This is a genomic window from Streptomyces sp. NBC_00454, from assembly GCF_041434015.1.
In the GTDB taxonomy this organism is placed as follows: Bacteria; Actinomycetota; Actinomycetes; order Streptomycetales; family Streptomycetaceae; genus Streptomyces.
In genome coordinates, this window is the sequence record NZ_CP107908.1 from 140,623 (window position 1) to 154,622 (window position 14,000).

Sequence of the window (14,000 nt, forward strand, 5' to 3'; positions counted from 1 at the left end):
GACCCCGCGTGCGCGGGGAGCAACCGAAATCGGCGATCCACCATGGGGTCGCGACCGGTTCATCCCCGCGGGAGCGGGGCAACTGCGCGTCCCTCAGCGCGTCAGGATCAGCCCGCAGCTGTAGGCGCGGGCGTGGCCGAGGCCGTTGGAGAGGACTCCGACCAGGGTTTCCGGGTCGGTGACCGTCAGGGAGCCGCGGATCTCGGCGCGGCCGATGCGGACGGGCTTGCGCCGGTGGGCGCTGGAGAGGGTCGGCAGCATCCGGATCCCGAGGCCGTCCGGGTCGGCGGTGGCGCCGATGCGGACCACTCCGTCCTCGGCCGTCGCCGGGTCGCCGTCGGCCTGGAGGCGGCGTGCGAACCAGCGCTTCACGTGCTCCGGTGTGGTGTGGGCGGTGCGCGTACCGCGGGCCTTCTCCTCCGCGGGCTTGCCCGGGGGCCGGCTGTGGGTCGGGTTGACGACCGTACGGAAGCCCACGGCCTCGCCCGCCTTGAAGGTGCGGTCGACGGTGATGATGTGCGGCGGTGCGGTGAAGGCCGCTCGCGGTATCCGGGCCCAGTCCCCCGGGATCCTGGACTGCACCACCAGGACGAGCGCCGCGGCCTTGAGGTCCACCGACCAGGTCGACAGGACGCCCATCTGGGAGCGGGCGTCCGGATCGCCGTCCTCGACCCAGCCGCGGAATCCGCTCATCACGGTGCGGTGCATCTCCTGGGCGTCGGCCAGCGACTTGGCGACGAGCGGATGGCGGGCGTTCAGGGACAGGACGGAGTGGGTGGCGACGAAGCGCGCCGCCGTGGCGGTACGCGTGCCGGTCCCGGCGTTCCCGGCGGTACCCGGGTTCATGGTGTTCACGGGATGATGTCCCATTCGGTGGCGGTCGGAGCGATGGTGACGCGCGTACGGGTCTCCCAGCGCGTGGCATGGGTCCGATGGACGGGATCGAAGCTGACCGGCTGGTCGTTGACCGGTGAGGCACCCCTGGCACCCGATGCCGCCTGGAGCCACGCCCAGGGGCGCCGGCCCGAGGTGTCGGGACCCTCCGGACCCGGCAGCAGTCGCTTCGCGGCGAACACCTCGGCGAGGGTGCCGGACAGGAGGCCCGCGGCGAGCGTGCCGGAGGGCGGGCAGGACTTCCGGCCGAGCCACAGCAGCTGCTTCGGGTGCTCCAGGGCGTACCCGATCTCCTCCAGCCAGGCCCGGTCCTCGTGCTGGAGCCCCACGACGAACGCCGCGTCCGACAGGTACCAGCGCTCCGTGATCAGCGCCGTACGGGAGAGCTCGCCCGAGACCAGCGCCCCGGAGACGGGATCGGCCGCGATCTTCTTCGGTGCCCCGTACCACCCGGCCAGTTCGTGGTGGCCGAAGCCCGGCCCTTCGGCGGCCTCCATGCTCTTGGCCACCGCCGCCGCCCGCCGGTGATCGGTGATGACGTCCCGCGGGCGCAGCGGGTACTTCCCCGCACCGACGGTGTGGTAGTCGCGCACCGGGGTGCCGGGATGATCGGCGCGGACGCCGAAGACGAGCCCGGCGAGGTCCTCCACCGAGTCGGTCCGGTCCCGGCCGAGCGCCGCGGCGCACAGCCCGGTCACCGCCGACTTGGTGGGCCGGCTGTGGGTGTCGCGGTGGGAGAAGCGGGACACCGCCCCCCAGGACTGCAGGGGGGCGGCGAGCCGTACGAGCAGGACGTGCGTCACGCCGTCAGCTCCTCGGCGGAGGTGACGGGCGTCGCGCCGGGGGCTTCGAGCGTGCCCAGGAGCTCGTCGATCCGGGGGTCGTAGGTGAGGACGCGGCCGGACCTGATGTCGGGGCGGCGCTTGCTGACGAAGGCGTGGTGCTTGAGCAGCCGCTTGACCGCGGCCGGACCGGCCGGACCCTCGCCGCCCTTGTCCTCAGGGTTCTCGTCGATCGGGGCCTGGAAGGCAGCCGCGTAGTTGTACGGGCGCTCGCCCTCGAAGGCGAGGACCAGGGCGGGCAGCGAGCCGGTGGAGGCGGTCGAGTTCTTCTTCGCCTCGGGGAAGGCGTCGACGAAGGCGGTCACGAACTCCGCCTCGGCCGCGACCGACGCCTCCTCGGCCTCCTCGACCGTCATGCCGGCGGCCCGCAGGTTCCTGCGCAGCTTCAGGCGGTCGAGGACGGCGTGCCGGTAGAACGTGCCGGTGATCAGGGACTGGTAGCCGGTCATGCCGGCGCCCGAGTCGTCGGCCGCGTCGAGGAAGTCCAGCGCGTTCCTCTTCCGGTCGAGCTTCGCGTCGTCGGCAGCAGCGTAGAAGTCGTCGACCTGCTCCGCCTCGTGCACGGTGAAGGCATGGCCGCTCTGGACCGCGCCGTCGACGTTCGGGGAGTCGGCGATCTCCGCGAGGAAGCGGCCGTACAGGGCGATGTCGATGGCGTCGCGCGGCGCGAGGGCCGTCAGGACCGCGGCTCGGGTCGTCGACGGCACCGGCGGCAGCTTGGCGTCGACCGGGGCCGCGCCCTCCGCCGCCTCGTCCGCGTCGGCCCCGTCCTGATCGGCGTTCTTGCGGCCGCCCTTCTTGGTCTTGGGCGCGGCCGCCGCCTGCGCCGTCAGGTACTCGGCCGTCCAGAGCCGGAGTTCCTCTGCCCGCTCGTGGATGTGGGCCGCGATGCGCGTGCCCGCATCGGAGGGGGCGAAGAGGAGCACCCGGGTCAGGTTCGCGACGGTCTTCTTGCCCGGGTCACCGAACTTCAGTCCGGTGGCCTCGATGACGGCACGGGCCGTACGAATCGCCTCGTCCGCGTCCCAGCCGTGCGCGGAGGTCAGTTCCCGGCCGGTGATCAGCGCCCATTCGCGGGTACGGACGCCCGTGCTGCGGCCTGCCAGGGCCCCGATGCCCGCGTTGGCGCGGTCGCGGGTGTGGACCCGTTCGGCGCGGCGGCGCGCCTGGCTCGTGATCATGTGCCGCTCGGTGCCGCCGTAGACGATGGACTTGGGAGAGCCGTTCTCGTCGCGTACGGGCAGCACGGCGACCAGGGTCTCCAGCAGGTGCAGGGAGAGGAACTGACTGCCGGCGGCGGAAGAGGCGTTGCTGGTCACGTGGTGGTGCCCTTCTGGATCGTGTCGGCGGCGGTCGGGACGACGGCGGTCGGGGCGGCGGCGGTCGGGGCGGCGGCGGTCGGGACGGCGGCGAGCGTGCTGGTGCGGGCACCGGCGGTCCGGGAGCGGGCCATGTGGAAGGCCACGGCCCACTCGTAGGAGATGCGTTCCTTGCGGTCGTTCCACTGGCTCAGGTCGTCGGCGAGCAGGGCCCACGAGGGCGGCTTGGCACTGCATGCACGCAGGCGGGCGACGGTGTGCTGGAGGTGGCGCCAGGGAATCCGGCGGCTGGAGACGATCCGGTCGACGAGACGGGCCGCACCAGGGTCGTCCGGACCCTGTTTGGAGCCGGTGCCGATGCGGCGGGCGGCCTCGCCGAGGTTGCCGTAGCCGTAGGCCGGCTCGCCCCGGCCCTGGTGGTAGACCGCGAAGAGGAAGGCGACCTGCTCGTAGATCTCCTCCTGCTCCTCGCTGGGGCTGAACCAGATGGCCCGGAAGTGGGGTTCCTTGCGGACCCGCGGGCGCCTGAGGTCCGCGAGGCTCCCGTAGTTGCGGTTGTGCACGAGGCTGGCGAGCCAGGCCGTCAGGGCGGCGCTGCTCTCGCTGGTCTCGGGTCCGGGCCTGGACTCGGCTTGGGTGGTCATGCCCTCTCCCCTCGGATTTCGGCCGGTGCCTTCGGCGAGGCCAGTTCGTCGTCGAACCGCTTCAGCGCTGCCGCCTGGGCCTTGGCGCCCTGCGCGTTCCTCGGCAGCGAATCGAGACACGCCGTGAGGAACCTGCGGGCGCGGGCGGCCACCGTGGCGGCGTAGTCGAGCAGGCACTCGTGGACGGGCTCGCCGATGGTCGTCTCGTCCATCAGGAGGTCGAACGGTTCCCGCGTCGCCGCCCAGTGCATGCCGCGCGCGTCGAAGCGCGCGATCTGGCCGGTCTTGTCGGCCGGTTTGGGGTTCGGGTAGGCGACGGTCCAGGCCGCGTACGCCGCCTTGCCCAGTGCCGAGGCCACGTACTCGGCGATCTCCGAGCCGCGGAAAGAGGCGAGGTAGAGCCGCGCCTCCAGGCCCGGGGCGAAGGGGAAGGTCCCGTCGACCCAGGTGATGGCCGTGGTCTGCTTGGCCACGAGCCCGACGGTCCACAGCTCGACGCGGCGGGCCGGCTGCTGACCGGGCTCGGGAGCGACGTCCTCCGGCGGGAAGAGCGCGAGCCGCCGGTACAGGGTCGCGCCGTCGTTCGCGCCGTCGGCGGAACGGGCCTTGTCCACTGCGGCGTAGAGGGAGTGCGCGTCGCGCCACACGGCTCGGGTCGCCGAAGCCCAGAGCGGCTTGGCCGTGCCGTCCGCCTTCGTGGCGAGGACCGCGTCCTGCAGGTGCTCGTCCGTCAGCGCGAGCAGTTCGCCGGCGCCGAGGAGCACCCGGTCCACCGCGTCACCCGCGGGGGTCGGGCGGAGCAGGACCGACCGGCCGAGGTAGCTGTGCAGGTCCGCGGGGCCGCTGACCGGGCGGGGCTGGGGCTTGGCCGTGAAGCCGCGGCGCTCCTTGCCGACGGTCCAGGAACGGTTCAGTTCGCCGGGAGGCCCGGAGACCGGGGCCAGGTTCAGACGGAGGGTCTCCCCGAGGGTCTCGCCGAGCGCGATGACGCGGATCCGGGTCCCGAGGCGGGTGGCGGCGAGATTGGTGATGGTGGCGCCGAGTGTCTCCTTGCCGGAGATCCGGGCCCGGCCGGCAGGCCCGTACACGTGCTGCGTGAGCATGGCCCGGAAGGCCCGGGCAACGGGTAAGGGGTGGGGATGATCGAGGTGGTGGTGGTCGAAGAACTGGTTGTAGTCGCCGACCTGCTCGATCACCAGCTGCGCCGGACCGGCGCCGCGCTGGTCGAGGAAGGGGGCGAGGAGGGAGTTCTGCCCGAGCGGCTCGGTGGGGTGGAACAGGTCCCAGACCTCGTCCTCGGGACGCCCTGCGAGCCATTCGGCGGCGGGCCGCAGGGCGTCCTTCTCGTCGACCCAGGCCGGCCATTCGGCGGCGGACGCCGGGTAGGTGCCGGAAGCGAAGCAGATGGCCAGCAAGAACTCGATGACGGCGACCTTCTCCCCCGGCGTGGCCCCTTCCACGCTGCGCAGGCCGTCGGCATCGTGGAGCACATCGACGAGGCCGAGTTCCACGAGCCGGTCGTCGAGGGTCAGCACCGGTACGCACGGCTGCTGCCGGGGATCCCATCGGGGGCGTATCGCCCCGTCGGGCGGGGTGCGTGATTCAGCCAAGGTGCATCGTTCGCTCTCTGCTCATAACGGTTCCTTGCTGGAATGAGGCAGGACGCTAGCAGGCGAACGGGGGCAAGAAGGCAGGTTCCGGAAATCTCAACTTCCGTGGCAGTAACCGGACTTACCCCCAACGCAGGCTCTCGGGAGTCCGGCTCCCGGCACGTCCCCGCGGGCGCGGGAGCATGACTGTGCAGAGCCTCGCCATCTCATGCCCGGAGTCATCCCCGCGGGTGCGGGAAAGCGGTCCAGGAAGATCGGACCAGCTGGAGCCACGTCGGGATCATCCCTGCGGGCGCGGGGAGCAGTCCCATGCCGTGAGTGTGGCCTCACCTCAAGGCGGGTCATCCCCGCAGGCGCGGGGCAGCAGCTCATCGGATACATGATCGGCGCACCGTCGATGGGCCCATTCCCGCCGATGCGGGGTGCAGCCCAGCCACTTGGCTACGTTGCAGCTCACCGCGGGTTCATCCCCGCAGGTCGTGGGGAGCAGCCGAAGGTGTCTTCGAGGCAGGTGTGGCCAACAGGTTCATCCCCGCCGGGACGGGGAGCATGACACGGAAATCGTCGCCGACGCTCTCAAGGAGGGCCCATCCCTGCGGATGCAGGTGCAGCAAAGCGGACCAGGCAGTTCGTCGTGTCCGTCAGATGCATCCTCGCGTATGCGGGGAGCAGACTTGTCGATCCGAGTCTACGTAGCCGATCAGCTGGTCCCGGCCCTTTCGTCGAATCCTGCAGACAGACCTGCCTCTCCGGGGGCGACCCGCATACGGGAACCTGCAGCTCGGCACACTGCCCGCGCGCCCCGACCTCTTAACCGCCTGACCCACCGTCATGATCCCCGTAAGGCCCCCGTAGTGATCACCGATGACGAGAGCGGGCGTGACGCGTCCGGCCCGCCAGAGCCCGGGTACGGCTGGCAGCACATCGTCTACGACGGTTGCTACGCGCTCGCCGCCATCCGCGACACCCTGCTCCGCGTCTTCGGCGAGAGCGGTGAGGACCATGACGGCCGGATGGACGGCGAGAGCGCGCTGTTCGCGCTGACCGTCACCGACGAGGGCCGGCTCCTGCTGGACTCCCCCGTCGGGTCCGGCCTCATCACGGCTGGCCACCTCCTTCGGTTCACCGCCGAGCTGGCCGAAGCCTGGGGCGTCTCCGTCGCGCTGGACTCCGCCGAGGTGCGCATCCGCAGCGTCCCCGTACGCCCTGGACCGCGCGTCCGACGCCGCCGACCAGCAGGACTTCCGGCGCGGGGAGCAGGGGCGGCACGGTCGTACCGTCCGCGTAGATCAAGGGTTCGTCCCCGCGGATACGGGGAGCAGCCAAGGGCGTCCTGGTGGTACTGCAGCCAGGCGGGTTCATCCCCGCACGTGCGAGGGGCAGTTCAGGTGTGTTCGGCCGCGAGCCCGGCTGCCGCACGCAGAGGGGGCATCGGGGCGCACGTACCAGCAGCTCGTGGACGAGTACGTCCTGGAACCCCTGGGACTGGCAGCGGGCACCGTCACGGCGGACCCTCCGCACGATCAGCGTCTGGTGGCACGCACCCTCTTCGGCCGCCCCCTCACCCCGTGGACCCTGAACGGACCGATCCTGCCTTCCGGCGGCCTGTGGTCCACCCCCCGGACCATGGCCTCCGTCCTGGTCGGTCTCCTCGTCGAGCGCAGGCTGGGACCGCCGGCCCCACGTGGCGCAAGGGAAAATCGTCGACGCTGTGGCACAACGGAGCCACACACGGGGCGTCCGCCATCGCCGTCGCACACGACGACGGCCGCTGGCTCCTGCTCCACCGCCTGCACAGCAACGGCGCACGCACCGACCGCATGGCAGTCAAAGAGTTCGAGGCCTCCGGTCCCTCCGGGCCCGGGGCATGACCCGCGGGTGAGCTCGACTCCGTCGGCGATCTTGAAGGCGTCGAGTTCACCTGCCAGCATCCGGCAGGAGGTGAGCAGAGAGCGATCGGCCGGTACTTCAGAGCCTCGTCGACAATCTGCTCCGAACACACGAGCAAGGCGAAGTTTAGGGTCCCGTAAGCCCCCAGCAGGTGGTGTCAGTGTGTCCGAAAGAAGATCCCCGACAGGAGCAGGCACTGCTGCCACTCAGTCCAAGGCTGCCAGCGCACCCGCGATGAGGGAACGCGACGCAGCGCCCCGGGTTGCCTCCTGAGAAAGCCGCTCGAAAGCTCGGGAGTACAGATCGACTTGGCTGGGCTGGGTGAGCGTGGAGGCGGCGTCCAGGGAGTCGGCGTGAACCCTGGTGTCGTCGAAGATCGTGAAGGTTGGCATGGGCCACAGGGTCCGTTGCGCCGAGAAGCCGATGATTCCCACGGCGACGTTCGGAAGGTCCATGGCTCCGAGCAGGTGGCCAAGCTGCGCCGCCATGGTCTCGGCGCTGCACAGCCGGTACCGCAACACGGACTCCTCCAGGACGAAGGAGAACTGGTGGGCGCTGTTGCTCACCACCTCGTTGCGCCGCATGCGCGCCGCCACCGCATCGCTCACATCGTCCGGGGTGCCCCGGAATTCCGCGATGGATGACAGCAGTGCGGTGGCGTAGCCGGATGTCTGGAGAAAGCCGGGGATCACGTCTGACACGTAGACCCGGAACGTGCGGGTCTGCCGGTACAGGTCCCCTGTGGACTCCTGCAGACGACGGAGGCCGCTCCGCTGGAGTCTCTTCCACTGGACGTAAGCATCGGCGGACTGCCTGTTCGCGGCGATCAGGTCGGAGATCTGATCCTCACCCCCACACGCTCTGCACCACGCCCGGATGTCCGCGTCCGAGGGCGGCGTCTTGGCGTGCTCGATCCGGGAGGACTTCGACTCCGACCAACCGCACCGGACGGCCAACTCCCGCCCGGTGATCCCCGCGTCCTTGCGGATCTCACGCAGACGACCCGCCAGACTCTCGCGGGCCGTCTGGACATTCGAAGAGGGATGCGGGGGCAAGGAGGTGGCCTTCGTCAGATTTCGTACAGATGATGCGGGACCGCTTGCTCCCAGACCGCCTCGAAGGCAGTGGAGCACAACTTCACTGTCGTTGGATCGTCCGTGATCTCATCTTCGACCACCACACCGTCACCGGAGAAGTGGTGCACCCTGAGCAACGTGCCGTCGAAGAGCCAGAAGTCATTCCCCGGTAGGGCGATGCCCGTAGCGCGGCGGCGTGGCAGCCACCGCACCTCTTCACCTGCCGTGACGTTGGCGTGAGTGACGTAGTGCTCCCACCGGATGTACTCCGACACAGGTTCGGAGACCACCCGGGCCCTACGGATCGGCACACCCCGCGCCACGGTGTCCGTGATCAGTTGATCGTATGGGTGCCACCAGGATGCGCGGTCGTCCCACCTGATCCGCTCGCCACGCTTCCACGCTTCGAACCGGTCCGTCGGCGCGTAGGAGTCACGCAACTCCAGATGGACGGCTGATCGCTCGGACCGGCCAAGCAGCTCAGCGAAGCTGGGCACGCTCGACGGCATCACACGCCTCCCTGATCATCGAAATCATCCGGGCGGGAATCCTGACGATGGCTTCGCTTTCCGGTACCGAGCCGTTCGCGGGGCTGCTTTCCTCGCACTCCGTCCGAGTCCCGGGAGTCGGCAGCCATCCCTGAAACAGGATCTCCTGGGCCTCCGCGTCCGCCCACACGGTGGGGCAGTGGTCCCGGTCGGTGTCGGGGTCGATTCCCACGAACTCTACGGCCATGGCCGGCTCCCTGGTCTAGGTGCTTGCTTGGGCTTGCATGAGCTTGATGGACCTGCGGTGACACCGTCAATACCCCTACAGGCCAAGCGAATTGGTGTGCAAGCTGGTGCAAGTTCCTTGAGGGTGAGGGAGCGGTCTCCCTAGCGTGGTCGGCATCGGACCACCTGAGGGGACGGTTCCATGACTGCCGCTGGTACGGCCTTTGCCCAGCGATTCACCGCGACCGCGCGGGGTGCCCGCCTTGCTCGGCAGCTTGCGCTGATCGAGTTGGCCGACTGGGGCATTCCTCTCGGGTCTGACGCGTCGGATACGGCTGGGTTGGTCATCGCGGAATTGGCGTCCAACGCAGTGCGGCACGGGCGCGTCCCCGGACGTGACTTCGAGCTGTGCATGGCCGTGCTTGGTGATGTTCTCCGCCTGGAGGTCACGGACGCGCGGGGCGAGCGGCTCCCGGATATCCAGTCGTCCGGCGCCGGAGAGAGCGGCTACGGGTTGCAGCTCATCGCGGCACTCGCCGCTGACTGGGGAGTGACGGACCGGGTCGTAGGCAAGACGGTTTGGGTTGAGCTTGCGGCGGAGCGGGTGTGACGGCCATCCCGGAGTGGGGCCCCGTGGAGCGCGCGTTCCTGGATGAGGGGATCACGCGCATCCTGGCCCGCCGGTTCGGCCCTACTCCGGATCTCGGCAAGGCGGCCGGCGAACGCCCGGACGACGAACTGGCCACCGCCATCATCCAGGCACTTCCGGGCCTGCTGATGGCTGCGGCGGCAAGTCTCGATCACTCGGCGGAGGCGGTGAGGCATGGCACGGCTCAGCGCGCGGGAGGCGCGGGAAGTACGGCAGTACATCGGGAGCCATGAAGCCAAACTCCGGAAGCGCCTGGCGGACGGCGAGACGCACGAGAAGATCGCCGTACAGGTAGGTGTCAGCGTCCGGACGCTTCGGCACATGCTCGACGTGGTGCTACCAGGAACAGGAGTCCCGAAGTGCCAGTGCCCCTCGTTGCCCGCCGGACAGAACGAACCTGCCGCGGAGCCTGGGCACTCCTCGGTATCGGTCACATCGGGGCGGTAAGACGCGGCGTCGGGGGTGCGCCGAGGTACGCGGGCCCCATCGCGGACTCTGTCGAGTGCCTGCAGGAACCCGGACACGACGGATGACACGAAGCGGAAGTTCTGCCTTCGCCGACCCGACGGCAGCAGCCCGCGCAACGTCCTCCAGCGGTGGCAGCCGCCAAGAGGAGCTCATACACGCGCCGGTACGGTCCCCAGCTCGGTGAAAGCGGTCACGGTCTGACGGGGGACGAGGTCAGGCCGCCCTTCTCCGCATCACATCACTTCCCACGGTGTCGGACTCGGGCGGCGCAGCCACCACCAGCCGACCAGGGCCGGTTCGGCGGACGCGCCTGTCAGCTCTCTGCGAAGGTGCCCCGACGGATCTTCCTCTGTTGCCGCGACGAACCGGCTGTCCAATTCCTCCAGGGCCTCGTCGAGCAGTTCGGTGACCTCGTCCGGCAGGCGGGCACTGATGTCGGCGAGTTCGTCGCGGGCTTCCAGCCGTTCCCGGTAGAGGCCGGCCGGATACCAGCCCGACGGCGCCCACCCGGACTCCATCTGCGCGATGACCCGCTCCCACACGGCCAGCTTGTCCTCCGCGGACCAGAGGGGACTGCCCGTGCCGTCGTCGAAGGCCATCCGAGCCTCGTGCGACGCGACGCGCCGCAGGCGTTCCACTGATGCCTCGAAGGCCTCGGCCACAGGGCTCGGCAGACGCTGCTCCTTTACGATCTCCTCGAATCTCGTCACGACCGCCCGCGGGAGCTGCGGAACCGGCGCCTCGACGGCCGTCACCTCGAACATCGAGGACTCGTCATCGGAGGGCTCGAGCCGAGCACGGGTGGCAAGCCCCTGCGGAGTCACCGCCCAGTACGCACTGGGCGGTGCTTCAACTGCGGGGAACAGGACGGTCGTCGCTGCGACCTGCGCGAATCCTGCGGCAACCTCGGACTCGGGCGGCTTCACGGCCACGTAGTCCTGGACGTAGATGTCCAAAGACCACGCGACATCACCGAAGGTTGCTCGGTAGGTGCACAAGACGGGCGCCTCCCAGTTCGGGAGGTCAGGGTCACCATCGGGATCGACCACTTCCACATCAGCGACTGCCATACCGAGGCATTCCGCAAGTGCAGCAGCCATGACCTCAGGTCTGACGGCATCGACCGTGAGCAGGTTGTACGTCAATGAAACGTCCCGTTGTAGATCGCGAGAGCCTTCTCTACGGCTGCTGGACTATTGGTAAAGCCCGGGGCCCTAGGTCGTCTCTTTCGGATCTTGCCTGACCCGCAAGATCGAAAAGAGACAGCCTAGCCGGACGGGCCCCGCCGACGGCCGCGGCACCCCTCTCCGCCGTTCGTTCCATAGTGCGTACAGGGGGGGTGGCATGATCGCGCGCATTGTGTAATTTGAGGCGCGCCGCCCCATCGGCCGCGCGAGCGGAGAGGGCGGCGGGAGCGGGAGGCCGGGTCCTTCCGCCGTGCCGAGTGCACCCGGGGGCGGGGCAAAAGGGGTGGCGTGTCATGCCGGTGGCGATGGTCGAAGCGGTTCTGCTCGCGCGCAAGAACGAGCGGCGCTTCGAGGAGCTCAAGCGACGGCGCAAGAAGCTGGAGCGGCACATCCGACAGGAGAGCGAGGCCCAGGAGAAGCGCCGCCGGGCTGTCTACGACCAGGCCCTGGTCCCCTTCCTCGAGTTCTTCGAACGGCTCAAGCACGTCGACCTGGTGGAGCTCGCGCCCGTGGACCGAGCAGGCACCGGCATGGCGGACGTGGAGCTGCGCGAGCTGCGGAACGTGGCCGTCACGACGGTGGCCTCGCTCGCCGGAGGCGCTGCCGCCGGCGCCGGGGTGGGAGCCGTGGCCTACACGGCGGTGGGAGCCTTCGCGGTGGCGTCGACGGGCACCGCGATCTCGGGACTGTCGGGCGCGGCGGCCACCAGCGCCACCCTGGCCTGGCTCGGCGGAGGATCACTGGCGGCCGGAGGCGGCGGAGTCGCGGCGGGCACGCTGGTGATGACCGCCCTGGTGGCCGCTCCGGCGCTGCTCGCGGCGGGGGCCCTGCTGGAATGGCGCGGCCGCACGGTGAAGGACGAGCAGAAGAAGTTCGCCCGCCGGCTCGCCGAGGCCGGCCTGGAACTGAAGAAGGCCCGGACGGAACTGTCGGCCGTGTTCCAGCGCAGCCGGGAGATACGCCTGGTCCTGGGCGACCTGAGCCTGGCGCTGCGCGCCCGGCAGGCCCCCTTCGCCGAACTGGTCGGCCGCAGCGAGGACTACGCGTCGTACGGACCCGGTGCACGGGCCCTCGTGAAGGAGATGTTCGACCTGGCCGTGGCCACGGTCGCCGTGATGGGAGCGCCACCGGCAGGTGAGGACGGGCGCGTGAACGAACTCTCGGGCCGGGCGGTCGCCGACGCCCGGACCCGGCTCGCGGCCCTGGCGGCCGCGGCGTGAGCGAGGCCGGGCCCCGGCGCGCGGGCAAGGTGGCCTCCGCCGCATCTCGGGCGGCCGGCGCGGCCGCCTGGTGGGCGGCGGACGAGGCGACCCGCGGGTTCGCCGCGGCGACGCTGGAGACCCTGGACACCAGGGAGACGGTGCAGCGCCTCGCCCGCCGCTACGCGGCCCTGGGCAACGCCCAGCGGGCGGGCCACCTCTTCGAGGTGGAGCACGCCCTCTCGTTCAACCAGGCCGCCGCCCGGGCCGGGGCCGGGGTACGAGCCGTGGTGTCGGAATGGGCGGCGGGAGGCTCGCAGACGGCTGCCGCGGACCTGCTGCTCGTCGACGGCGGGAAGACGGTCGGTGCGGCGCAGGCCAAGCTGATGGCTTCGGTGTCCGGCACCACCCACCAGCTCCGCCGCGCCCACTACACGGGCATGGGACGCCTGGTGGCCGGGGACAAGGTGGCCGCCGTGGACGGCCTCCTGGGACGGCGCCTGACCATGAACCCGGACGGGGTCGGCCTCGCCGACTACGCCGACGCCCGCGCCCACCTCACCGACTCCGTCCGCTACGGCGACATCTCCTCGCAGCCGGTGGACCTGGCCGACGCCCACCGCCACGCCACCGACCCGGAGAAGTGGATGCGCGGCCGGGTGCGTGCCGCGGCCGCCGGGGAAGCCGCCGCGGCCGCCGTCACCGGGGCGGCCGTCGGCGCCGCGGCCGAGGCCGCCATCACGGCCGCCGGACAACTGGCCCGGATCCGGGCCGGGGAGACCTCGCCCGCCCAGGCCGCGCTCACTGCAGCCGCCGCCGCGGCCCGCGGCGCGGCGCGCTCCGGCTCACTGGCCGGGCTCTCGTCCCTGGTCCGCACCGCGGGCCGCGCCGGGCGGCTGCCCGCCGCGTTCGGCGGCGGGGAACTCGCCTCGGCCACCGCGAGCGCGGCCCTCGCCGTCGCCGGGGCCGGCCTGCAGTTCGCCCAAGGGGACATAGACGGCGGCGAGTTCGCCGCACGCAGCGCCGAAGCCGCCCTGCACGCCTGCCTCACCTGGGCCTGCGGAGCCGTCGCCCAGACCGTGATCCCGGTGCCCGTCGTCGGAGCGCTGGTCGGCGGGCTCGTGGCGCAGGCCGCCGGAACCGTCATCATCCAGGGCCTGCAGGCGGCCGTGGTCATCGCCCGCGGCACCCGGAGCACCGGGACGGACACCCTCGAACACGAACTCCTCGCCATCTCCCTGACCACCGGCCTCATGGCCACGGCGACCGCCTCGCTGGGACCGAACACCCACACCCGCACCACCGTCCTGCCCGCCCTCGTACCCGTCCGCGCCCACCTCACCAGCAGCGATCCGGCCCGCGCCCTGTCCTCCCTGGCCGCCCTCACGGCCGACCACGCGGGGGTCCCCCTCCATCTCACCCCCGAGGAATTCGACACCTGGATGACCGGACCCGACGACTTCGCGCTGGTGCTGGACCCCAACTGGTGAGCCCCTGCCGGTGAGCCGA

Annotated in this window: 14 protein-coding genes; 5 read left to right on the plus strand and 9 right to left on the minus strand. The window is 70.8% G+C overall.

What is annotated here, in order from left to right:
* Positions 1 to 93: 93 nt before the first annotated feature.
* The 5 genes from OHU74_RS37035 to OHU74_RS37055 are packed head-to-tail and all read right to left on the minus strand — an operon-like array spanning position 94 to position 5,309.
* Positions 94 to 846, minus strand: coding sequence for a type I-E CRISPR-associated protein Cas6/Cse3/CasE (locus OHU74_RS37035; protein ID WP_331721198.1), 753 nt, complete (start codon positions 844 to 846; stop codon positions 94 to 96).
* Between the two features lie 5 nt (positions 847 to 851).
* Positions 852 to 1,697, minus strand: coding sequence for a type I-E CRISPR-associated protein Cas5/CasD (gene cas5e, locus OHU74_RS37040; RefSeq protein WP_331721081.1), 846 nt, complete (start codon positions 1,695 to 1,697; stop codon positions 852 to 854).
* Positions 1,694 to 3,055: a type I-E CRISPR-associated protein Cas7/Cse4/CasC gene (locus OHU74_RS37045; RefSeq protein WP_331721082.1), complete on the minus strand. Its 1,362-nt coding sequence runs from the start codon at positions 3,053 to 3,055 to the stop codon at positions 1,694 to 1,696. The genes cas5e and OHU74_RS37045 overlap by 4 nt, the downstream gene beginning before the upstream one ends.
* Positions 3,052 to 3,699, minus strand: coding sequence for a type I-E CRISPR-associated protein Cse2/CasB (gene casB, locus OHU74_RS37050; RefSeq protein ID WP_331721083.1), 648 nt, complete (start codon positions 3,697 to 3,699; stop codon positions 3,052 to 3,054). The genes OHU74_RS37045 and casB overlap by 4 nt, the downstream gene beginning before the upstream one ends.
* A complete protein-coding gene (locus OHU74_RS37055; protein ID WP_371619908.1) occupies positions 3,696 to 5,309 on the minus strand; it encodes a type I-E CRISPR-associated protein Cse1/CasA in 1,614 nt (537 codons plus the stop codon). Before OHU74_RS37055 ends, casB begins: the two co-directional genes overlap by 4 nt.
* 1,455 nt (positions 5,310 to 6,764) lie before the next feature.
* On the opposite strand from OHU74_RS37055, the gene OHU74_RS37060 reads away from it, so the two are divergent.
* The gene (locus tag OHU74_RS37060; protein WP_331721085.1) at positions 6,765 to 7,472 is read left to right on the plus strand and encodes a hypothetical protein; all 708 of its coding nucleotides are present in this window, start codon (positions 6,765 to 6,767) and stop codon (positions 7,470 to 7,472) included.
* On the opposite strand, the gene OHU74_RS37065 is transcribed toward OHU74_RS37060, so the two are convergent.
* Genes OHU74_RS37065 through OHU74_RS37075 form a run of 3 tightly spaced genes read right to left on the minus strand, consistent with a single transcriptional unit; the run spans position 7,406 to position 9,010 of the window.
* Complete coding sequence (locus OHU74_RS37065; protein ID WP_331721086.1) at positions 7,406 to 8,254, minus strand: helix-turn-helix transcriptional regulator; 849 nt, start codon at positions 8,252 to 8,254, stop codon at positions 7,406 to 7,408. The two genes, OHU74_RS37060 and OHU74_RS37065, sit on opposite strands and share 67 nt — an antisense overlap.
* Before the next feature lie 14 nt (positions 8,255 to 8,268).
* The gene (locus tag OHU74_RS37070; protein WP_331721087.1) at positions 8,269 to 8,784 is read right to left on the minus strand and encodes a DUF6879 family protein; all 516 of its coding nucleotides are present in this window, start codon (positions 8,782 to 8,784) and stop codon (positions 8,269 to 8,271) included.
* Positions 8,756 to 9,010 carry a hypothetical protein gene (locus OHU74_RS37075; protein WP_331721088.1) on the minus strand — a complete coding sequence of 85 codons (255 nt, stop codon included), beginning with the start codon at positions 9,008 to 9,010 and terminating at the stop codon, positions 8,756 to 8,758. The genes OHU74_RS37070 and OHU74_RS37075 overlap by 29 nt, the downstream gene beginning before the upstream one ends.
* Before the next feature lie 180 nt (positions 9,011 to 9,190).
* Between OHU74_RS37075 and OHU74_RS37080 the strand changes: the two genes are divergently transcribed.
* Positions 9,191 to 9,598, plus strand: a complete 408-nt coding sequence (locus OHU74_RS37080; RefSeq protein WP_331721089.1) for an ATP-binding protein — start codon at positions 9,191 to 9,193, stop codon at positions 9,596 to 9,598.
* The gene (locus tag OHU74_RS37085; protein WP_371619909.1) at positions 9,595 to 9,870 is read left to right on the plus strand and encodes a hypothetical protein; all 276 of its coding nucleotides are present in this window, start codon (positions 9,595 to 9,597) and stop codon (positions 9,868 to 9,870) included. Before OHU74_RS37080 ends, OHU74_RS37085 begins: the two co-directional genes overlap by 4 nt.
* 468 nt (positions 9,871 to 10,338) lie before the next feature.
* On the opposite strand, the gene OHU74_RS37090 is transcribed toward OHU74_RS37085, so the two are convergent.
* Positions 10,339 to 11,250 carry a hypothetical protein gene (locus tag OHU74_RS37090; RefSeq protein ID WP_331721091.1) on the minus strand — a complete coding sequence of 304 codons (912 nt, stop codon included), beginning with the start codon at positions 11,248 to 11,250 and terminating at the stop codon, positions 10,339 to 10,341.
* A 335-nt stretch (positions 11,251 to 11,585) separates the two neighbouring features.
* Between OHU74_RS37090 and OHU74_RS37095 the strand changes: the two genes are divergently transcribed.
* Complete coding sequence (locus OHU74_RS37095; protein WP_331721092.1) at positions 11,586 to 12,512, plus strand: hypothetical protein; 927 nt, start codon at positions 11,586 to 11,588, stop codon at positions 12,510 to 12,512.
* Positions 12,509 to 13,981, plus strand: coding sequence for a hypothetical protein (locus OHU74_RS37100; RefSeq protein ID WP_331721093.1), 1,473 nt, complete (start codon positions 12,509 to 12,511; stop codon positions 13,979 to 13,981). The genes OHU74_RS37095 and OHU74_RS37100 overlap by 4 nt, the downstream gene beginning before the upstream one ends.
* Positions 13,982 to 14,000: the final 19 nt, after the last annotated feature.